Origin of the sequence: Bifidobacterium ramosum (assembly GCF_009299505.1) — a bacterium.
In the GTDB taxonomy this organism is placed as follows: domain Bacteria; phylum Actinomycetota; class Actinomycetes; order Actinomycetales; family Bifidobacteriaceae; genus Bifidobacterium; species Bifidobacterium ramosum.
Map to the genome: position 1 here is coordinate 1 of NZ_WBSM01000005.1, position 21,902 is coordinate 21,902.

Below are 21,902 nucleotides of genomic sequence, written 5' to 3' on the forward strand. Positions count from 1 at the left end.
CCTCCCGCGTTGCCATTCCGATCGCCGCTGCCACCCGTATCAATATGATCACGGGTTGCGTCAGGACGCTTCTTCTTGCGCTCGTCATCATCGTCACATCGATCGGTACCGGCCGCATGGCCGCCGATCTGATTGTTGCGATCGCGGCCAGTGGCGTCCGGTTCGAGGTTCATGGCCTTGAGCACCGCGTTCTTGCCGAACCGCTGTTTGACGGCAAGCAGCGCCTGCTGCACGTCGTGTTCGCGTCGCTGGTCGACCCGCCGCTCGGAACGACGACGATCCTCGGCCGCCACGTCGGTGAACAGATCAAGCTGTTCGGCGTGCCCAACCGGAGTGATCGGCATCGTCGCTCCTCCGCATTCCCGCCGACGTCCACCGGCACCTCGCGCTGACGATGTCTCCGCACCGGTCGCACGGGCACCGTCACGACGCAGCCCCGCCATCGCAGTACCGTTCACAGCATCGTTCGAAGCATCGCCATCACACGCAACGGCAGCGACATCAACGCCGTCGCCCGCACCATCCGTCGCCCTGTCCGCACTACTCGCATCAGCCGCATCCTCCGCATACGGACGCAACCGACCGACCACCACGTTGATGCGTCGCACCATAAGATCACGATCGACGATCCGATCATACAGATTCATCATCGCCGCCGTGATCACCCGCGTCGACGACGTATACTCCCCCAGGTCGATCGATCCGTTGGCCGGCCTCGGCACCTTCTTGCCGTACCGGTTCGTGGACACCGGCGCCGACCCTTCGAATCCCTCACGCCCCTCGTAGCCGATGTACAGCCCGATCTGCCTAGTCACCAGCCCTTTCTCCACCAACTCCAGCGATATCGCGTCGGCCATCTCGCGCGTGACCAGCCGCGCGGACGCGAACGGATACGGCCGGTGCAGCACCTGCCCGGAACTCAGCGAATTCTCCGCCGGACGATACGCCTTGATATCGGCGACCTCGCACGGTTCCCACCCCCACGCGTGGTCGATGAGCAGCTCGGCGTTCACCCCGAACATGCGATACAGCAGATCCTCGTTGTAATAGTCGCTCGCCCGCCCCGTCGAACAGCGCGCAATGTCGCCCATCGTCAGCAGTCCCGCCGATTCGAGCCGCCGCGCATACCCCCGCCCCACGCGCCAGAAATCAGTAAGCGGGCGATGCTCCCACAGCAACCGACGATAGCTCGCTTCGTCCAGTTCGGCCACGCGCACCCCGTCACGATCGGCGGGCATATGTTTGGCGACGATGTCCATCGCGACCTTGGCGAGATACATGTTCGTGCCGATGCCGGCCGTCGCGGTGATGCCGGTCACGTCGACGATGTCCTGCACGATGCGACGCGCCAGTTCGTGCGGCGTCATGCGGTACATGCCGAGGTAGTGCGTGACGTCGATGAACACCTCGTCGATCGAGTAGACGTGGATGTCGTTGGCCGATGCGTATCGCAGATAGATCGTGTAGATCGACGCGCTGGTCTGCAGATAGTACGACATGCGCGGTTTTGCCGCGATATAGCCGGCCTTGAGCCGCGGATTCGCCGCCAGTTCGCGAGCGTCGCACGATTCGCCGACGAACCGGCGGCCGGGTGCGCGCAACCGGCGCTCCTCATTGACCCGGTTCATCGTTTCGATGACCTCGAACAGCCGTGCGCGACCGGGCAGTCCGTATGCCTTCAGCGACGGCGAGACGGCCAGACAGATCGTCTTCTCGGTGCGGCTTACGTCGGCCACCACCAGATTGGTCTGCAACGGATCCAGGCCGAGCGCGGCGCACTCGGCCGACGCATAGAACGATTTCAGGTCTATGGCGAGGTAGGTGCGCTTCGGTCGGTCAGTCATACCTCATATTATCGAACATATGTTCGACATTGTGGCGATGCTCGTGTCGCGTCGTACGTCCGTCCCCATCATTCCCGTCCGTCCTGCGTACGCAAGGTACGTCGCGTGCGCAGGACGCGCCACGCGCCTGCCGTATGCATAACGCGCACAACGGACGCACGGATAAAAAAACGGATAAAAAACGGACATACAGCCGATTCCGATACGGAAATCGGCTGTATGTCCGTTACGGGGAGGGGACGCAGCCGCACGACGACACAACAGCGCCGTGCAGCGGAGCATCAACGCGACATCATGTCACGCAAAGCCGCCGCATGTCACGCGATATCGCAGCACGTCACACGCGACGCCGACTCACGCGGCAGCGTCACCTGACGTTCATCACATCAGCGACTTGTAGATCGCGAGGATGTCCTCCTCGGTGGCCTTGCGCGGGTTGCCCGGCGTGCACACGTCGTTGAACGCGTCGTGCGCGAGCGGTGCCAGATCGGTCTCGGTCGCGCCGACCTCGCTGATCGTGGTCGGGTTCTTGAGGTCGACGGTCAGCTTGTGGACGGCCTGCACGGCCTCCTCGCGCACCTTCTCGAGATCACCCGTGTAGGCGTCCTCAACGCCGAACGCATCGGCGATGTCACGGTACTTCTCGCCGGTGTAGTCCTTGTTGTACTCCATGACCGGGGCCAGCAGGATGCCGTTCGCCACGCCGTGCGCGACGCCGAGGCGGCCGCCCAGTGGGTGGGCCATGCCGTGCACGAGGCCGAGGCCGACGTTCGAGTAGGCCATGCCGGTGATGTAGGACGCGTACGCCATCTGCTCGCCGGCCGGGATGTCGCCGTCGGCGGACTTGGCGAGGTTCTTGGCGATCATGCGAATGGTCTGCATCGACAGGCAGTCCGACAGGCTCCACGCGCCCGGCGTGATGTAGCCCTCGATCGCGTGGGTCAAGGCGTCGAGGCCGGTGGCGACCTTGAGGCCGCGCGGCATGGAGTCCGTGAGGTCAGGGTCGACGAACGCGACGATCGGGATGTCATGCGGGTCGACGGCGACGAACTTGCGCTTGTTCGCGGTGTCGGTGATGACGTAGTTGATGGTCGTCTCGGACGCGGTACCGGCGGTGGTCGGCACGCCGAAGATCGGCACGGACGGGTTCTTCGTGTCGGCGACGCCCTCGAGCGAGAGCACGTCGGCGAACTCAGGGTTGGCGGTGATGATGCCGATGCCCTTGCAGGTGTCCTGCGGCGAGCCGCCGCCCAGACCGATCAGGAAGTCCGCACCGGATTCGGCGAATTTGGCGACGCCGTCCTGGATGCATTCGACCGGCGGGTTCGGCTTGACGTTGGAGAACACCTCATACGGCATGCCGGCCTCATCGAGCACCTTGGTGACCTTCTCGGCGGTGCCGGTCTCCAGCAGCACCGGATCGGTGACGATGAACGCCTTGGTGAAGCCGTGCGACTTCGCGACGGCCGGGATCTCCTTGATCGCGCCGCGGCCGAAATATGCGGTCTGGTTGAAGATCATGCGATAGACCATACTGGTTCTCCTTCGAAACAGCGGTGCGCCGCCGCGCATCCATTGCGCCGTGCCGCACCCTTGTCGGTTACAACGCCTCCCATCCTACTCTCATCGATGTGATTTCGCTGGAAGCCTCCCGGCAACACGCCGGGCGCGCCGGCAGCCGAGCGATTGGACGACACGCGTAATGACGCATGCAATAACTCACAACACAATGCCATTTCAACGGACATACAGCCGATACAGGTGGCCGGATCGGCTGTATGTCCGTCGAGGGCGCAACCGTACTACACGTCCGTCAGGTGCGGAACCGGAAAAACAATACAGCCGTTCCACCACACTCAACACCCCCTCCAACCCATCCACTTCAATACGCTCCCCTTCAACGGACATACAGCCGATCCGGGCAGGCGAACCGGCTGGATGTCCGTCGAAGAGGCCAGCCCAATACGCCGAACATCACGGAACGGGCCACGGCCATCCCACCTCGCGCTCGCGCACAGCCCATCCCCACCCGCCAAGCGCAGGAAATTCGGGAAAACAACCCACTCGCCCCGAAAAAGCCTCACTAAGTCACCGTCAACGCAACTATTTCGGGAAATCAACCCCGATCTCCCGAATTTCCTCCGCTCAGCCATCCTCAACGCAGGAAATTCGGGACGAAGCGGCCGTCCCCCCCCCGAAATTCCCGCGCACAACAGGGAACGGAAGACCATAGGCGATACGGCTTGCCACGGAACACAACCACCCGCCTCCCCTCAACGGACAACCAGCCGATTCCACCACCCGAACCGGCTGGATGTCCGTTGAGGGCATGAAATCACGCCCCGGCACGCGCGGATCGCGTGGCCTTGACCGCAGTCCACGTGCTGCGCACCGCAAGGAACGTGAGCCACGCGGCGAAGAGCAGCGACCCGGCGCGCGGGGTGAGCCATCCAGCCAGCATCGTGCCAAGCGGCGCGGTCACCACAGCGCTGCAGCCGATGATCAACCCGCTGCGCAGATGCACGATCCGCCGCCGCCAATTCGCCACCGTCCCGGAAATCGCGCCCGGGAACATCACCAGCAGCGACGTGCCGCGCGCCATCAGATCGCTTGCACCGAACAGAAACGACAGTGCCGGCATCATGATCGCCCCGCCGCCGATGCCGAGCACGCCGGCGAGCGCCCCCGTCACCACGCCGAGCAGCACCAGAAACGCACCGGACCACACGTGCAGCACGAGATGCCCATCGCGCGCCGGCACGAACACGACCTGCTGCACGATCACGAACACGAGAAACGCCACCCAGATCCACCGCAACACAACCTCCGGCAGCCGGCTGAGCAGCAGCGATCCCAACTGACTGCCGGCGATCACGCCGACCGCCAGCAGCAGCGCGGCCACCCAGTTCACGTTGCCGCCCGTCGCGTACGAGGTCACGCCGGCGATCGATGTGGGCACGATCGCCGCCAACGACGTCGCCGCCGCATGCCGCTGACTCAGGCCCAGCCATACCAGCGCGGGCACGATGATCGTGCCGCCGCCGATGCCGAACAAGCCGGACAGCAGTCCGCACGCCAGCCCCGTGGCCACCAGCACGAGCATGCTGCGCCGATCCAACCGCTCCAACTGCGACGTCTGCGCCGGTCGTTCCCGACGCTCCGTCCCACCTGTCGAACGCCCCACCGTATCTTCCTCACCGATTCCGTCATCATGCACATGCGCCACCCTACCGCACCGACTACACTGAGGAGCCATCGCATTCCAATCGGCAGAAGGGGATCCCATGCTCGTCGCGGTCGACATCGGCAACACCAACATCGTGCTCGGTTTTCTGGAGGGCGGCGAGATCGTCGGCACATACCGCATCACCACGAAGGCGAACCACACGTCCGACGAGTACGGGCTGATGATCACGCAGTTCCTGTCGCTCAGCGGCTACACGTCCGACGACGTGGACGACGTGATCATCTGTTCGGTGGTGCCGAAGGTGATGCATTCGTTCCGCGCGAGCATGATCAAGTTCCTCGGCGTCGATCCGATGGTGGTGGGACCGGGCGTGAAGACCGGCATCAACATCCGCATCGACGATCCGAAGTCGCTCGGCGCGGACATGCTGGCGGATTCGGTCGGCGCGTACGTGACGTACGGCGGGCCGGTGCTGGTGGTCGATTTCGGCACGGCGACGACGTTCGATTATGTGGACGCGAAGGGGACGATCACGGCCGGCATCATCACGACGGGCATCCGCACGGCCGCGGCGGCGCTGTGGGGTGAGACCGCGCAGCTGCCGGAGGTGGAGATCACGCGACCGAAGTCGATTCTCGCGACGAACACGCGTACGGCAATGCAGGCCGGCCTGTACTACAACTTCCTCGGCGGCACGGAGCGTACGATCCGGCAGTTCCATGACGAGATCGGCGAGGATTTCCAGGTCGTGGCGACGGGCGGGCTCGGCCGCGTGCTCGAGAACGACACGGCATTGATCGACGTGTACGATCCGGACCTGATCTTCAAAGGCATGGCCGCGATCTACGCGCGTAATACCGCGCACTAAGCGCAGCCAGAGCTTCCCTCTTCCCTAACGGACATACAGCCGATTCCGCCACGGTTTTCGGCTGTATGTCCGTTAGGGGAAGGGGAGGAAAGACAGGGAGGCACGCATCACGTCAGGTGAAGGGATGCGGCAAAGAAGCCACAGCAAAGAGGACTCGTCGTCAACGGCGCACCCACACCCGTCACTTGATCGTGAAGCCCTGATTGAAGCCGTACTCCTTGAGGTCCTTCTGCCACGCGATGATGCCGTCGGTCAGCGTGATGCGCTTGCCGGGATGCTCGGGCAGCGTGTATTCCTTGCCGTTCGGCTTGGTCTCCCCCGCCTCGATGCGATTCTTGATGTCCTCATACTCGCGTTTGGCCGTCGCCCACGTGTAGGCCGTGCCGACCGTCGCGGTGAAGTCGTTGCGCGCGTACACCTCGAACGGCAGGTACTGGTAACCGGTCGACACATGCCCGGCCGCCTCGGACAGCACCTCGTTGTAGCGCTGCCCGTCGAAGTAGTCGACGTCGATGCCGCGCGAGTCGCGCACCGTGGTCTTGTTGCGGAACTCCTCGCTGTTCAGCGTGGCCTTGTCGGCCGGGAACGCGCCGCCGTCGATGCGTTCGGCGATGCCGGCGGCGTTGTGGCACGCGTATTCGACGAAACGGAACGCCGCGTCGGGTTTGCGTGACGATTGGAGTACGGTGAGCGACGATCCGCCGTTCTCCGCGTTCGTTTCCTTGCCGTCGACGGTCGGCATCTGCGCGACGCGCCACAGTCCGGCGCCGCCCGGCACGTCGGCGAGCAGCAGCGACGGCATCCATGCGCCGGCGAACACGGAGGCGATGGTGCCCGCGCCCAGCTGCCGCTCCCAGTTGTCCGACCAGGTCACGGCCTTGGTGTTCACGAGTCCTTCGTTGATCATCCGCTGCCAGAACTCGGTGAACGTCGTGGTGCCCTCGTCGCCGGTCAGGTTCACGGTGACGGTCTTGCCGTCCGCGCTGGTGCGGAACGGGCGGCCGCCGGCGAGCCAGATCATCGCGTCGTAGAAGCTCGCATCGCCCGCGTCGGCGGCGATGTACACGCCGATCGCCTTGAGTTTCTTCGCGGCCTGGTAGTAGTCGTCCCAAGTACGGATCTTCGTGGCGTCCACGCCGGCCTGGTCGAACACGTCCTTGTTGTAAAAGAACGCCATCGGGCCAGAGTCCATCGGCAGTCCGTACGTACGCCCGCCGAGCTGCACGGACGACCATGTGCCGGGCGTGTAGAAGTCGTCGTAGCCGGCGACGCGGTCGGTGATGTCGAGCAACTGGCCGCTGACCGCATACTGCGGCAGGGCGAAGTATTCGAGTTGCGCGACGTCGGGCAGTCCGTAGCCGTCTTGGATGGCGCTGTTGAGATTCTCGTAGCCGCTCGTGTCCTTGACGACGACGCGGATGTCGGGATTGGCCTGTTCGAAGGACCGTGCGACGGCCTTCATGCTGGGTTCCCATGACCAGACGACGATCTTGGTGCGGGTGTCCGTTTCACCGCACGCGGCGATGGCCAGCAAGCAGACGATGGACAGGAACGCGGCCATGATGCGTTTGGCGTGGTCGATCGTCTGTCGTGCGCTCATGCCTGCCGCTCCCCTGTTCCGTTCGATGCCGATGACTGATGTCCGTATCGAGTCTACACACCGAGGCATAAGAAGCATAAGAAAGCGGCTCCTCTCACGTTGGGATCGCAAGAGGAGCCGCTGATCAGCAGTGTACGGAACTACCGCTTGACGATGGCGACGCCGTTCGGGTCGATCGTCACGGTGCCGTCGCCGTTGCCGCGCGCGAGCGACGCGACGACGACCTCGCCATCGGCCGGCACGCTCACCGCATGGTGCGTGCGGTTGAACAGGAAGTGGAACGTGACGTCGCCGGCCTCGTTCGTGCGCTCGACGCACAGCACGTCGCCCGCACCCTCTTCACCGGAGGACGGCACGTCGACACCCATCGCCTCGAGCAGTTCGGGCAGGCTCTTCGCCAGTCCCTCGCGGCCGAGACGGCAGCCAACGTATGCGGCCTTGCCGTCGCCGTACTCGTTGACGGTGATCGCCGGCACGCCGTTCATGCCGACCCACGGCTCGGACTTGTAGGTCTCGAGCACGCGGGCGGAGTCGGCGGTGGAGGTGATCACGTCGGCGAAGTCGTGCGCGACCGCACCGTTGGTCAGCTCGAGGTGATCGAGCGCACCTTCGAAGTCGGTGCCCATCGGCGCGAACTCTTCGATGCGCACGCCGACCACGTCGCGGATCGAACCGGGGTAGCCGCCGAGCCAGATGTGGTCCTTCTCGTCGGAGATGCCGGTGTAGTAGGTCACGAACAGCTTGCCGCCCTTGGCGACGTAGTCGCGCACACGGCGCGAGTTGGCCTCGTCGAGCAGGTACACGCTCGGCAGCACGGCGGCCTCGTAGGTGTCCCAGTCGGAGCGGATCGGCACCACGTCGGCGGTGACGCCGTTATCGGCAAGCGCGCGGAACCATGCGAGCGGCTCGGTCCAGTGGCGCACCTGCTGGGTCGGGGTGGCGGTGTGCTCGGTGGCCCATTCGGACTCGTAGTCGAACACGACGGCCACGCGCGACTTGGCGAGCGTGGTGTCGAGCACGCCGGCGTCGGCGAGTCGCTGCAGGTCCTCGCCGAGTTCGCACACGTCGCGGAAGTCCTGGCTGTCCTCGCCCGCGTGCGGCACCATCGCGGTGTGGAACTTCTCGGCGCCGGCCTTGGACTGCCGCCACTGGAAGTAGCAGATCGCGTTCGCGCCCATCGACAGGTGCACGAGGGCGTCGCGCACGAGCTGGCCGGGCTCCTTGCGGTAGTTGATCGGACGCCAGTTGACGGCGCCGGTGGAGTTCTCCATGAGGAACCACGGGTTCTTGCGGGCGATGCCGTCGGTGAGGGAGGCCGAGTAGGCCATCTCGTCGAGGTGGGATTCGCCGGGCGTGAAATAGTGGTCGTTGGAGACGAAGTCGACCTCCGCACCCCAGTCGTCGTAGTCGAGGCCGGTGCCGCCGGCGGAAACCATGAAGTTGGTGGTGAGCGGCCGACCCGGGGTGAGTTCCTCGAGCAGGTCGCGCTCGGCGATGTAGAACGCCTTGAGTGCGTCGGAGCTGAAGCGCTTCCAGTCGAGCAGCTTGCCCGGGTTCATGAAGTTGCCGTCGCCGATGAAACGCGGCGGGACGATCTCGGAGAAGTCGTTCATGTGCTGCGCCCAGAAGGCGGTGCCCCACGCGTCGTTGACGGCGTCGATGGTGCCGTAGCGGGCCTTGCACCAGTCCTGGAAGGCGCGCTCGGCGTCTTCGGAGTAGTCGAAGCGGTTGTGGCAACCGTATTCGTTGCTCACGTGCCATGCGACGACGTACGGGTTGTCCTTGTAGTGTTCGGCCATCGCACGGCACAGCTTGAGCGCGTACTCGCGGAAGACCGGGCTGGTCGGGCGCCAGTGCTGGCGGGCGCCCGGCTGGCATACGTCGCCACGGTAGTCCTGCCACAGCACCTCGGGGTGGGCCTGGGTGAGCCACATCGGCGGCGAGGCGGTGGCGGAGGCGAGGTCGACGGCGATGCCGGCCTTGCCGAGCTTGTCGATGATGCGGTCAAGCCAGTCGAAGTCGAACACGCCTTCGCGCGGTTCGATCTTCGCCCAGCTGAAGATACCGACGGAGACGAGGTTCACGCCGGCCTTGGTCATGAGGCGGATGTCGTCGTCCCAGACCTCCTCCGGCCACTGATCGGGGTTGTAGTCACCGCCATACCAGATGCGGGCCGTCTGGCCCTCAAGCGGTTGCGGCCAGCGAAACGCTCTGCGTTGCGTCATTGCCGTCCTTTCGTCATTGTTCGGAACACGAATGTTTGCGTTATCATTCCTCTCGCAGTGCCATCATAGCGCATCAACAGGCACACGCCACGCCGTACGAATCAAATCATCATAAAAATTCCCGTCAATCCGACGCAACGTAGAATCACCGCACAGCATCCCGTATAATGGCAACGAAAACATAGCCGTTCGGAAGTGAATCATGAACCGCCCATCCACGATATCCATGCAAGACGTCGCCAAGGAAGCCGGCGTCTCCCCCCAGACCGTCTCCCGCGTGGCCAACGGCAGCGCCGCCGTCAAGGCCGAGACCCGCGAACGGGTCGAAGCCGCCATGCACAAGCTCGGCTACCGGCCGAACTACGCCGCCCGCGCACTCAAGCACGGCCGGTTCAAGGACATCGGCGTGGTCATGTTCAACATGAGCGCGTACGGCAACGTGCGCATCCTCAACGCGATCTCCGCCGCCGCCAACGAACACGGCTACGCGATCACCATGCTCACCATCGGGCAGGGCCGCGAGCGCACGCTGCGCGCGGCGGTCGAACGCATGAAGCAACTGCCGGTCGACGGCGTGATCGTCGTCATGGAGGAGCAGACGGCCGACTTCCTCAGCTTCGAGCCGCCCGCCGAACTGCCCGTGGTCATCATCTCGGAGCGACCGACCGACCACTGCCCCACCGTGGACGCCGACCAGTACGGTTGCTCCGAAGACGCGGTCCGGTATTTGCTGGGGTGTGGGCATCGCACGGTGTATCACATCGCCGGGCCGGCGACGTCGGTCGCGGCCGAGAACCGTGCGGACGGCTGGCGGCAGGCGTTGGAACGGCGCGGACTGCCGGTACCGCCGGTGTACATCGGCGACTGGGAGGCCGACAGCGGCTACCAGGCGGGGCTTGCGCTGGCGCATGAACCGGACTGCACGGCGGTGTACGCGGCGAACGACCAGATGGCGTACGGCGCGATGCTCGGACTGCGAGCGGCCGGCAAGCGCGTGCCCGAGGACGTGAGCGTGATCGGCGTGGACGATTCGCTGGTCGGCACGGTGCCGCGGCTGGAACTGACGACGATGCGACTGGACTTCGACGGAATCGGCCGCGAGGCGTTCGCGATGGTGACCCGTCAGTGCGAGGGCGAGACGGTGCCGACCGGCGTCAAGCACGTCATCCCCGCCACCCTTGTCGAACGCGCCTCCGTGCGCGATCTCAACGCCTAGCCCAGCGGGATGCGGGAGACGAAGACGCGCGGCTCGTGGGTGACGGGGTCGATGAACGACAGCCGACGCGCGACGAGTTCGAGCGGCTGGCTGAAGTCGTCGTAGGCGCGTTCGACGATGCGCGGATAGAAGTCGTCGCCGACGATCGGCAGACCAAGCGAGTTCATATGGACGCGCAGCTGATGCGTTTTGCCGGTGCGCGGATGCAGCGTATAGGCACGGACACTTCGATTGCCGACGACTTCCCCGGCACCCAGTTCGATCACCGTCTCGGCGTTCACTTCACCCGGTTCCTCGTACGCCTGCAGTATCCCGCGCCGCTTGACGATGCGAGAGCGCCGCAGCAGCGGGAACACGCGCGGCGGCTCGAGCGACGCGACCGTCCCGTACCGCGGTCGACGAACCGGCGAGGCCGCCGCCAGACATTCGTACGCCTTGGTCGTGCGCCGTTCCTGGAACAACATCTGATACGCCCCGCGCAACGCCGGGTCACGTACAAACACGACCACGCCGGCCGTCAGCCGGTCCAAACGATGCGCCGGCACGATCTCCGGCTCGCCATACCGCTCGCGCAGCCGGATCAACGCCGTTTCGCGGTACCACATGCCGCGCGGCGTGGTCGCCAGAAAATGCGGCTTGTCAATGACGATGATCCCCGCATCCTCGTACAGCACGTCGAAGTCAAACGGAATCCGCGGCTCGTTCGTCACGAATCTGTGCCGTTGCGTCATTTCATCTGCGCTTTCTACAGTTCCAGCGGAGTCCGGGAGCGGTCGGGGCATGCATTGTCCGACACGCTCCGGGCTGAGCCGTTAAGAGAACAGTCCAGTGGACTGTTCTTAGGCGAAGTGAGCAGCTTGCTGCGAAGAATGCGCGAAGCGCATTGCCGAGTCATACGGTCGGTCAACGCATGCCCCGACCGCTCCCTCAGTAATACGTAACGTTACGTTTTGTCAGACTCCCCGTACAGACAGATCAAACGTAACGTTCTGAAAAACGAGGTGGCGGCCGGCATGCATGTTGATCGACCGTATGACTCGGCCGAGCGGCCCGGAGCGTGTCGAGCAACATGCATGCCGGCCGCCACCGGTCCACGTCGGAACTACCTCGTCGCCGATGCCGTCATGACGTTTTCGCTACTCCACCGTGACGGACTTGGCGAGGTTGCGCGGCTTATCGACGTCGTAGCCCTTGAGCTTGGCCATGTCCATCGCGAACAGCTGCAGCGGCACCACGTCGACGAGCGGGCTCATCAGCGTCGGACACTGCGGCCGCCAGAACACGACGTCCGCATACCGTTCCACGTCCGGGTCGCCCTCTTCGGCCACGGCGATGATGAATGCGCCACGCGCGCGCACCTCCTCGATACCGGAGATCACCTTGGCGTGCAGCACGTTGCGGCCGCGCTCGGGCGGCACGATGAACACGATCGGCTCGCCTTCGTCCACAAGTGCGATCGGGCCGTGCTTCAATTCGCCGGCCGCGAACCCTTCGGTGAACGTGTACGCGATCTCCTTGAGCTTGAGCGCGCCCTCCATCGCCACCGGGTAGCCGACGTGGCGACCGAGGAACAGGAACGACTTCGCGTTCACCATCTGTTCGGCGGCCTTCTGCACGGCCTTGGCCTGCGTGTCGAGGATCCACTGGATCTTGCGCGGCATGGCCTTGAGCGCATCGAGCGTGGCATGGATCTCGTCGCGGAACATCGCGCCCTTGACCTGTGCGAGGTACAGGCCGAGCACGTAGGCGGCGGTGATCTGCGCGACGAACGCCTTGGTGGAGGCGACGGCGACCTCGGGGCCGGCGTGCGTGTAGAGCACGGCGTCGGATTCGCGTGGGATGGACGCGCCCTGCGTGTTGCAGATCGCGAGCACCTTGGAACCTTGTTCACGGGCGTGGCGCAGGGCCATGAGCGTGTCCATCGTCTCGCCGGACTGCGAGATCGCGACGACGAGCGTACGTGGCGTGAGGATCGGGTCGCGGTAGCGGAACTCGTGCGCGAGCTCGACCTCGACCGGGATACGCACCCAGTGTTCGATCGCGTACTTGGCGACCATGCCGGCGTAGGCGGCGGTGCCGCACGCGATGACGATGATCTTGTCGATCGCCTTGAAGTCATGCTCCTCGATGCGCACCTCGTCGAGGTTCAGATCGCCGTGCTTGTCGAGACGGCCGAGCAGCGTGCGCTGGACGGCGGCCGGATCCTCGTGGATCTCCTTGTCCATGAACGAGTCCCAGCCGCCCTTTTCGGCCGCGGACGCGTCCCAGTCGACGGTGTACGTCTTCGGATCGTCGATCACGTTGCCGAAGAAGTCGGTGACGATCACCGTGTCGGCGGAGACGCATACGGCCTGGTCCTGGTCGACTTCGAGCGCACGCTTGGTGTACGCGACGAACGCGGCCACGTCGGAGCCGAGGAAGTTTTCGCCGTCGCCGAGGCCGACGACGAGCGGCGAGTCATGGCGTGCGCCGACGATGATGTCCGGCTGGCGGCAGTCGGTCGCGAGGATCGTGAACGCGCCTTCGAGCATGCGGGCAAGGCGGCGCACGGCCTTGAACAGATCCGGTTTGCCTTCCTCCGCGATGATCGCGTCGACGATCTTGCCGAGCAGCTTCGCGGCGACCTCGGTGTCGGTGCTCGAGGAGAACCGGTAGCCTTCGGCCTGCAGGTCGAGCCGCAGCTGGGAGGCGTTTTCGATGATGCCGTTGTGGATGATCGCGACCTTGCCGTCCGCGCTGACGTGCGGGTGCGCGTTCATGTCGGACGGCTCGCCGTTGGTGGCCCAGCGCGTATGCCCGATGCCGACCGTGGCGAGCGGCATGGGCTTGCGTTCGATGTCTTCGACGAGGTTGGCGAGGCGGCCGGCCTTCTTGCGCACGGCGACCTGTTCCATGCCGGGGGCGGACAGGGCCACGCCGGCCGAATCATATCCGCGGTATTCGAGGCGCTTCAGACCCTGCAAGCACACTTCCAAGGGCTTGCCGCACGCGGTTTCAACGTTTCCTGCATATCCAACGATTCCACACATAGCCCACTACCCTACCGGACGCATGTTGCAACGCGAAACCGCAACCCGCTGTTTTCACGCGCTCAGCGCATCGGCCGGCCGTGCACTCGATTCACCCGCGGCGTCATTCGGTCAGCATGGCGGTACCGTACCGATCGATCAGTCCCTGGTTCACCCGTTCAAACTCGGGAATGTAGTCGGCAATGATCGCGTCCACCAAGCGCAGCGCCTTATCCGCATCGTAGATATGCGCCGAATCGTTGCGGTCGCGCAGCATGCGCAGCCATGTCGATTCATCCACGAAATCGTAGTACTGGAACGCTGTTTTCAGTACGTCACGGGGCGAACCGGAAGTCGACACCGGATCGCCTTCGTATGCAAGTAATGCCTTGAACAGCTTCCATCCGAGTTCGAACTGCAACTCGAACTTGTCGATCACGCCGCTTTGCACGAACTCATTGCTGAGATCCTGGTCGGGAGCCTGACGCAACGAACGCAGGGCGGAGGCGTAGTTCTCATACTTTTTCATACAACGTCCTTCCGGTCGTCGCGATCTCGTCGCGCAGTTCGTCGGTGATCGGCTCGTCCAGATTGATCACGTCGATCTTGAGCAGCGACCACAGGTCGTCCTGTAGCCGCCGGTACAGACGGTCGAAATCGGGGCATCCGGAGATCGCGATGTCGATGTCGCTTTTCGGCCGCGCGGTGCCCTTGGCCCGCGAACCGAACAGTATGACCTTCGTGGCTCCTGCTGCGACGGAGAACTCGACGATCTGTCGATACACGTCCTCGATCGGAACCATGGTCATCTCCTTGCCGTTGCCGTCGGCTCCATTGTAAAACATCGGAAACAACGGAATCCCCCCCCCGCGGCGTACCATGAGGCACGTGAGTGTTGTAGGTATGCGACATGTGTTGGGGAACGTGGGCGCACAGCTGCGCGATGCCGCGCGGACGGCGTGGTCGGCGACGGTGGATGCGTTGCGGGTGCGGCCGGCGATGACAGTCGCGATGTGGGCGTCGAACCTGCTGGTGATGGCGATGCCGTCGCTGCAGGTATGGCTGATCCGCTGGGTGACGGGACCGGCCGGACTGGCCGGATCGCCGTCGGACGTGCGCATCGGTGCAGTGATCCTGCTGCTGACGTTAGGGGCGGTGGTGATCGCCGTCTCGTACGAAGTCACGTCGCGTATCCGCGAACTGCTCGTGATCCCGCTGGGCGCGGAATACCGCACGCGACTGACCCGCGCACTGGCCGACATCACGCCGGCGCAGACGCTCGACCGCGGGCTGAACGACCGTATCCGTGCCGCACGTGACGCGATCCCGTACAACATCGCCGACCACGCGTCCAATGCGACCGTCGTCGTGGGCGCCGTGTTTTCCATGATCATGCTCGCCGTGTCCCTGTGGACCACCAGCCCGGTCGCCGCCGTGCTGCTCGGCGCGGCGATCATCCCCGAACTCGTCGCGCAGGCCGCCAACGCGCAGCTCGGCAGCGACCTGTGGCCCTTGCAGGGCAAGTATTCGCGCCGCGCCGCCTATCTCGAGCAGGTGCAGGACTATCCGCCGGCCAGCACCGAACTGGCCGCCACGCGCGGCTCGTTCTCCATTCCCGAACAGGCGCACGACAGTTACACGGCCATGAGCGGCCTGTGGCGGCGCATCTCCCTACAGGCGTTACGCGGAGCGGGACTGAGCGCCCTCGCGTTCGCCGTGCTCGCGGGCGGCGCGTTCGCGACGATCATCGTCCACGACCACGCCGCGCTCACCACGGTCGCGGCCGCCGTGGTCGGCGTGATCACCGCGCTGTCGGTCACGCGCAGCACCGGCGACGCGTTCGGCGAGCTCATGAGCTCCACGCCGATGGTCCTCGCCTACCGGCAGCTCATGGACACGTTGCGGGCGAACCCGACGATCCCCGAAACGCATGGGCCGGTCGGCGTACGGGTGGAACATGTCACGTATCGGTATCCGGCCGCGGATGATACGGAAGACGGCGACAGCGACACGACGCTGTGCGGTATGACGGACACGTCCGCCAGCCCCGCGTTGGACGATGTCTCGCTCGACATCGCACCGGGATCGATCGTCGCGTTCGTCGGCGAGAACGGCTCCGGCAAAACGACTCTGGCGAAGATCATCGCCGGCATCCTCGAACCGGAATCCGGCACGGTCACGCTGCCCCGACCCGACGATGCGCCGGTTACGACCGCATTGGGGCGACTCGGCGCGACCAGCATGACGTTCCAGGACTTCACCCGACTCGAAGTCACCGTACGCGAGTTCATCGACCCGACCGGACGGAAAACGGACCGGCAACTCTGGGACGGACTCGCCCGCGCCCACGCCGACACCTATATCACTGGCCAGCCGAACGGGTTGGATACCCAGCTCGGCGCGCAATGGGGCGGCATCGGTCTGTCCGGCGGCCAATGGCAGCGCCTCGCACTGGCCCGCACGTTCCTGTCCGACCAACCGCTGTGGATACTGGACGAACCGACCGCAGCCGTGGACGCGACCGCCGAAGCCGCGATCTACCACGATCTGACCGAGCATCGACCTGCCGGCACCACGGTGATCGTCATCACTCATCGGCCGCACGTGCTCACCCATGTAGACCGCATCATCGTCCTCAATCACGGCAAGATCGCCGAAACCGGCACCTACGACCGACTCATCGCCAGTCACGGCATCTTCAGCCAACTAGCACACGACAGTATGGAGTAACCGCCCCATCCGTACGTTGTTGCAGCATCGGCAGCACAACCGTACATTCACGTATCCTATCCGTACGGTTTTGCCGCAGTCATCAGCAAAAACGTACACTACGACGACGTATCCGTACGTTTGTGCAGCGGCTACGGCAGAAACGTACAAAACAGGCCGCCCAGTGTACGGTTGTGCAGATGACTGCGGCAAAACCGTACACCGGGCGGCCGGCGAGGATGATCAGCGACTTTCTACAGCACGTGCTGCAGAAAGTCCTTGAACCGCGGTTCACTCGGGTGGTCGATGATGTCGGGGCCGCCATGCTCGACGACCACGCCACCGTCCATGAAGACGACCTGATCGGCGACCTCGCGGGCGAAACCGATCTCGTGCGTGACGACGATCATCGTCATGCCCTCCTTGGCGAGCGAGAGCATCACGTTGAGCACCTCGCCCACCAGCTCCGGGTCGAGCGCCGAGGTCGGCTCGTCGAACAGCATGATCTCGGGCTTCATGGCGAGCGCGCGGGCGATCGCGACGCGCTGCTGCTGACCGCCGGACAGTTCGGACGGATAGTAGTCGAGCCGCTCTCCCAATCCGACGCGCTGCAGCTCGGCGACGGCGAGTTCGCGCGCTTCGGCCTTGTTCATGTGCTTGACGTGCACGGGCGCTTCCATCACGTTTTCGATGGCGGTCATGTGCGGGAACAGATTGAACCGCTGGAACACCATGCCGAGTTTGGAACGCTGCGCGGCGATGGCCTTGTCGTCCAGGGTCTGCCAGATCTCGCGGCCGTCGGCATCGGTGCGACCGGTGCGCTTGTAGCCGATCAATTCACCGTCAACCTCGATCTCGCCGCCGGTGAGCGTTTCGAGCTGGTTGATGAGGCGCAGGAACGTGGATTTGCCCGAGCCGGAGGGGCCCAGGATCACGGTGACGGTGCCGGGCATGACGGTCAGGTCGACGCCCTTGAGCACGTGCAGCGAGCCAAACGCCTTGTGCACCTGCGTGGCCTTGACGGCCGGGATCGCACCGGAAGGCACCGGCTCCGAAGCCGAGGTCGAGAACGTGGTCATATCAGTCATCAGTACTCTCCTCGGCTCACGCGGTCATGCCGGTGAATCCGGCCTCGTTGATCTTGTTGATGTCGTCCTTCGGCTCGCCCTCGGTCTTGCCGGGCAGCGGCGGCTGCTTGCCGCGCGTGCCCATCGCGCGCGCGTCGAAGCCCTTGCCGAAGTGCTTTTCGATGCGCGACTGGACGACCATGAGGATCGACGTGATGAGCAGGTACCAGAAGCAGGCCACGAGCAGCAGCGGGATCGGCTTGTAGATGCGGTTGGCGATCGCGCCGGTGGCGAACTGCAGTTCGAGCGTGAACGGCACGGCAGTGACGAGCGACGTGGTCTTGAGCATGCCGATCGTCTCGTTGCCGGTGGGCGGGATGATGATGCGCATGGCCTGCGGCAGGATGATGCGTCGCATGATGAGCGAACGCTTCATACCGAGCGCCTGCGCGGCCTCGGTTTGCCCCGGGTCGACCGCCTCGAGGCCGGCGCGCACGATTTCGGACAGGTACGCGGCCTCGTTGAGCGCCAGGCCGATCCATGCGGCGTTGAACGCGGTGATCACGTCCTGCGAGTTGACGCTCCAGAACGAGATGTCGGTGAACGGGACGCCAAGGCTGATACGCGGGATGAGTACGGCGAACAGGCCCCAGAACACGAGCTGCGTGTACACAGGGGTGCCGCGGAAGAACCAGATGAAGAACCAGCTGACGCCGCGCAGCACCGGGTTGATGGACTTGCGCATGATCGCGAGGATGATCGACAGGACGATCGCGACGACCATCGAGATGACGGTCAGTTCGAGCGTGTACCGGATGCCTTCGAGCACGTTCTCGTTGAACAGGTACTTCCAGACGGTCGGCCAGTCGAGTCGCGGATTGGTGATCATGCCCTGGATGAGCATCGCCGCGAGCAGCGCGACGATCACGGCGGCCACGATCGGACCGGGACGGCGCACGGGCAGCGCGTCGATGCGGTTCGGGATGTTCAGTCCTTCGCCGTCAGCTTGTTTCTTCGCCATAGATTGTCAGTCCTTATGCCATGTCCCGGCTTCCGTTGATCAACTGATCAACCGATCAACGGAAGTCGGGACGAACGAACGGAATCACGCCAGATCGGTGGGGTTGATCTCGGCCTTGTCGAGCGCGCCGGATTCGACGCCCCAGTGCTTGAGGATCTTGCCGTACGTGCCGTCGTCCATGAGCTGCTGCATGGCGGCCTGCACGAACTTGTCCATCGCCTCGTCGCCCTTCTTGATCGCGACGCCCTGCTTGGCGGTGCCTTCGACCTCGCCGAGCATCTCCAGCTCGCCGCCGGTCTGGCTGATCGCGTAACCGCCGACCGGCGAATCCGCGTAGAACACGTCGGCCTTGCCGGTCACCACGCTGGTGGCCGCATCGGTCTGCAGCTTGGTGGAGAGCACCTCGACCGCGTCCTTGCCGTCGGCCTTGCACTGTTCGGCGGCTTTGTTGGCCTCCTCTTCCTGCACGGTGCCGGTCTGCACCGCGATCTTCAGGCCGCACAGCTGCGTGGTGTCGACCTTGTTCGGGTTGCCCTTCTTGACGATCCAGCTGAAGCCGGACTTGTAGTAGCTGACGAAGTCGACGGCCTCGAGGCGTTCGGTCGTGATCGTCATCGCGGTGATGCCGAGATCGTACTTGGAGCCGACGGACGGGACGATCGAGTCGAACGTGGACGAGACAATGTCGGTCTTCACGCCGGCGAGCTTGCCGATCGCGGTGGCAATGTCGACGTCGTAGCCGACCGGGGTCTTGCCGTCTTCGGCGAGGAATTCGGCCGGCGCGTACGACAGTTCCATGCCGACGGTGAGCTTGCCGGCGTCCTTGACGGAGCTCGGCAGCAGCGCGGCGATGTCGTCGTCGGTCTTGACGCCGCTCAGATCGTAGCCTTCGGTGGCGTTGGCCGCATTGCCGTCCGCGTCGGTGGCGGTGTCGGTGGTGCCGCAGGCCGCCGTGGCGAACAGCATCGCGGCGCTCAGTGCGAGCGCGGCGGCGGTTTTGAGGTTCTTGAACATCATGGTTCCTCTCTTGTTCTCTCGGTGCTCGATGTGTTTACCGAGTATACAGAGAGGACAGGTTTTTCCGGTTACGTAGTTCCCGACGTGCGGCTCCCCTCGTCGAGGGGAGCCGCCGTTCCGCGCATCGTCACACGGTTGGGTTGATCTCGGCCTTGTCGATCGCGCCGGATTTGACGCCCCACGTGTCGAGGATCTTGCCGTACGTGCCGTCGTCCATCAGCTTCTGTATCGCCTTCTGTACGGCTTCGGCGGTCGCCGAATCGCCCTTCTTGATGGCCACGGCCTCCGGGGTCACGCCGGTGTCGTCACCGAGCGTCTCCAGCGTGTCGCCGGTCTGCGAGATCGCGTATCCGGCGACCGGCGAGTCGGCGTAGAAGATCGACGCCTTGCCGGACGCCACGGCGGTGGTCACGTCGGTCTGCAGCTTGGACGACTGGATGTCGATCGCGTCCTTGCCGTCGGCCTTGCACTGCTCGTTGGCTTTGTTGACTTCCTCTTCCTGCGTGGTGCCGGTCTGCACCGCGACCTTCACGCCGCACAGGTTCGAGGTGTCGACCTTGTCGGGATTGCCTTTGCGCACGACCCATGTGGAACCGGCTTTGAAGTAAGTGACGAAGTCGACGGCCTCCATGCGTTCCGGCGTGACGGTGAACGACGAGATGCCGATGTCGTATTTGCTGCCGACCGACGGAATGATCGAGTCGAACGTGGACGAGACAGTCTCCTCTTTGAGGCCGAACACGGCGGCCAATGCCTTGGACAGGTCGACGTCGAAGCCGACGGCGGTCTTGCCGTCCTCGGCGAGGAATTCGGCCGGTGCGTACGAGGTGTCGGTGCCGACGGTGAGCGTGCCGTCGCCGGCCACGGAGTCGGGTAGGAGCGCGGCGATCGCGTCGTCCTTCGTGATGGTGCTCGTATCGAAGCCCTGCGTGCTGGACGATCCGGAGTCCTTGGCGTCGCTGCCGGACGCGCTATTGCTCCCGGAATCGGTGGTGCCGCAGGCCGCGGCGGCGAGAATCATGGCCGCGCTCAGCGTGACGGCCGCGATGGTACGGATAGTACGGATCGAACGTATTCCCTTGCTGTAAGACATTGGATTTCCTCTCTCAGACATGTCGACCGGCGGGTATGTTTCCGGCTAATTCGAGAGCGTACGGTTCCGATGCTACGGTATCGTAAATCGAACACGGATTGTCCACTGTATGGACAATACGATCGCCCGGCATCCATCATCGGTATCAGGCCGCCGTCATCCGCCGGACACGACGATCGCTGCCGCCCGTCAACAGGCCATAACCCAACAACATCCCATGTCTCTTGTTGAGTTACGGCCGTTTCGCACCCTCACCGCGACCGTAACTCAACATCGTCACGCCTCTACCATTGAGTTACGGCCGTTTCGCACCCTCACCGCGACCGTAACTCAACAAAAACGTGGCCCTCGTGTTGAGTTACGGTCGTTTTCGGATCTGTAGACGACCGTAACTCAACATCATCACGACGCTACCGTTGAGTTACGGCCGTTGAGAATACGCAAAACGGCCGTAACTCAACAAGAGACACGAGATCCTGTTGAGTTACGGCCGTCATGACGGTGCGCAACGAACCGCGAGCGATCACCGCGCACGCATGTTCTTGTAGCGCATGACGCGCAACGCCTCACGCTTATCCTGCTCCTCGCGCAGGGCCTGACGCTTGTCGTACTCCTTCTTGCCTCGAGCCAGCGCGATCTCCGCCTTGACGCGCCCGTCCTTGAAGTACAGGCTGATCGGGATGATCGTGTAGCCCTTCGCCTCGGATTGACGGCTCAGCTTCACGATCTCGCGCTCGTGCAACAGCAGTTTGCGCTTGCGCTTGGGCGCGTGGTTGTTCCACGTGCCGTTGAGGTATTCGGGAATGTTCGCCCCTTCGAGCCACATCTCGCCGCGACGGTCGATGGAGACGAACGCCTCAGCCAGCGACGCGCGTCCCTCGCGCAGCGACTTCACCTCGGTGCCGGTGAGCACGAGTCCCGCTTCGTAGTGATCCTCGATGGCGTAGTCGTGCCGGGCCTTCTTGTTCTGCACGATGAGCTTCGTGCCGGTTTCCTTGGGCATGATCCCCTCCTTTCGTCATGCAACGCAACAGCTCAGGATATCAC

Annotated in this window: 16 protein-coding genes and 1 pseudogene; 3 read left to right on the forward strand and 14 right to left on the reverse strand. The window is 64.1% G+C overall.

The window, feature by feature from the left end; all coding sequences use genetic code 11:
- Positions 1 to 350 precede the first annotated feature (350 nt).
- The 3 genes and pseudogenes from DSM100688_RS05405 to DSM100688_RS05415 form a co-directional block, all read right to left on the reverse strand.
- Positions 351 to 1,844, reverse strand: a pseudogene (locus DSM100688_RS05405) (Y-family DNA polymerase); the annotation flags it as partial.
- Positions 1,845 to 2,225: 381 nt separating this feature from the next.
- Positions 2,226 to 3,377 (reverse strand): lactaldehyde reductase, encoded by a 1,152-nt coding sequence (gene fucO / locus DSM100688_RS05410; RefSeq protein WP_152358134.1) that lies wholly within the window; start codon positions 3,375 to 3,377, stop codon positions 2,226 to 2,228.
- A gap of 802 nt (positions 3,378 to 4,179) precedes the next feature.
- Entirely contained in the window at positions 4,180 to 4,971 is a 792-nt protein-coding gene (locus tag DSM100688_RS05415; protein ID WP_275575912.1) for a sulfite exporter TauE/SafE family protein, read from the reverse strand.
- A gap of 157 nt (positions 4,972 to 5,128) precedes the next feature.
- On the opposite strand from DSM100688_RS05415, the gene DSM100688_RS05420 reads away from it, so the two are divergent.
- Positions 5,129 to 5,899 carry a type III pantothenate kinase gene (locus tag DSM100688_RS05420; RefSeq protein WP_152358135.1) on the forward strand — a complete coding sequence of 257 codons (771 nt, stop codon included), beginning with the start codon at positions 5,129 to 5,131 and terminating at the stop codon, positions 5,897 to 5,899.
- 181 nt (positions 5,900 to 6,080) lie between these two features.
- On the opposite strand, the gene DSM100688_RS05425 is transcribed toward DSM100688_RS05420, so the two are convergent.
- Positions 6,081 to 7,499, reverse strand: a complete 1,419-nt coding sequence (locus DSM100688_RS05425; RefSeq protein ID WP_163146885.1) for an ABC transporter substrate-binding protein — start codon at positions 7,497 to 7,499, stop codon at positions 6,081 to 6,083.
- Positions 7,500 to 7,639: 140 nt separating this feature from the next.
- The gene (locus tag DSM100688_RS05430; protein ID WP_152358136.1) at positions 7,640 to 9,724 is read right to left on the reverse strand and encodes a beta-galactosidase; all 2,085 of its coding nucleotides are present in this window, start codon (positions 9,722 to 9,724) and stop codon (positions 7,640 to 7,642) included.
- A gap of 226 nt (positions 9,725 to 9,950) precedes the next feature.
- Between DSM100688_RS05430 and DSM100688_RS05435 the strand changes: the two genes are divergently transcribed.
- Entirely contained in the window at positions 9,951 to 10,940 is a 990-nt protein-coding gene (locus DSM100688_RS05435) for a LacI family DNA-binding transcriptional regulator (protein ID WP_163146886.1), read from the forward strand.
- On the opposite strand, the gene DSM100688_RS05440 is transcribed toward DSM100688_RS05435, so the two are convergent.
- The 4 genes from DSM100688_RS05440 to DSM100688_RS05455 all read right to left on the reverse strand — a co-directional run bounded on the left by DSM100688_RS05440 (position 10,937) and on the right by DSM100688_RS05455 (position 14,751).
- Entirely contained in the window at positions 10,937 to 11,671 is a 735-nt protein-coding gene (locus tag DSM100688_RS05440; RefSeq protein ID WP_152358138.1) for a pseudouridine synthase, read from the reverse strand. The genes DSM100688_RS05435 and DSM100688_RS05440 overlap by 4 nt on opposite strands.
- 405 nt (positions 11,672 to 12,076) lie before the next feature.
- Positions 12,077 to 13,969 carry a glutamine--fructose-6-phosphate transaminase (isomerizing) gene (gene glmS, locus DSM100688_RS05445; protein WP_152358139.1) on the reverse strand — a complete coding sequence of 631 codons (1,893 nt, stop codon included), beginning with the start codon at positions 13,967 to 13,969 and terminating at the stop codon, positions 12,077 to 12,079.
- Positions 13,970 to 14,072: 103 nt separating this feature from the next.
- Positions 14,073 to 14,477: an HI0074 family nucleotidyltransferase substrate-binding subunit gene (locus DSM100688_RS05450; protein WP_152358140.1), complete on the reverse strand. Its 405-nt coding sequence runs from the start codon at positions 14,475 to 14,477 to the stop codon at positions 14,073 to 14,075.
- Positions 14,464 to 14,751, reverse strand: coding sequence for a nucleotidyltransferase family protein (locus DSM100688_RS05455; protein ID WP_152358271.1), 288 nt, complete (start codon positions 14,749 to 14,751; stop codon positions 14,464 to 14,466). The genes DSM100688_RS05450 and DSM100688_RS05455 overlap by 14 nt, the downstream gene beginning before the upstream one ends.
- Before the next feature lie 85 nt (positions 14,752 to 14,836).
- Between DSM100688_RS05455 and DSM100688_RS05460 the strand changes: the two genes are divergently transcribed.
- Entirely contained in the window at positions 14,837 to 16,678 is a 1,842-nt protein-coding gene (locus DSM100688_RS05460; RefSeq protein WP_240811840.1) for an ATP-binding cassette domain-containing protein, read from the forward strand.
- Between the two features lie 233 nt (positions 16,679 to 16,911).
- Here the strand turns inward: DSM100688_RS05460 and DSM100688_RS05465 are convergent, their stop codons facing one another.
- From DSM100688_RS05465 to smpB, 5 genes are all read right to left on the reverse strand, one after another.
- Positions 16,912 to 17,745, reverse strand: a complete 834-nt coding sequence (locus DSM100688_RS05465) for an amino acid ABC transporter ATP-binding protein (RefSeq protein WP_152358141.1) — start codon at positions 17,743 to 17,745, stop codon at positions 16,912 to 16,914.
- A gap of 16 nt (positions 17,746 to 17,761) precedes the next feature.
- Entirely contained in the window at positions 17,762 to 18,745 is a 984-nt protein-coding gene (locus tag DSM100688_RS05470; RefSeq protein WP_152358142.1) for an amino acid ABC transporter permease, read from the reverse strand.
- An 84-nt stretch (positions 18,746 to 18,829) separates the two neighbouring features.
- A complete protein-coding gene (locus tag DSM100688_RS05475) occupies positions 18,830 to 19,759 on the reverse strand; it encodes an ABC transporter substrate-binding protein (protein WP_152358273.1) in 930 nt (309 codons plus the stop codon).
- Positions 19,760 to 19,889: 130 nt separating this feature from the next.
- Entirely contained in the window at positions 19,890 to 20,855 is a 966-nt protein-coding gene (locus tag DSM100688_RS05480) for an ABC transporter substrate-binding protein (RefSeq protein ID WP_152358143.1), read from the reverse strand.
- A 523-nt stretch (positions 20,856 to 21,378) separates the two neighbouring features.
- On the reverse strand, positions 21,379 to 21,858 hold the full coding sequence (smpB, locus tag DSM100688_RS05485) for an SsrA-binding protein SmpB (RefSeq protein ID WP_152358144.1): 480 nt from the start codon (positions 21,856 to 21,858) through the stop codon (positions 21,379 to 21,381).
- Positions 21,859 to 21,902: the final 44 nt, after the last annotated feature.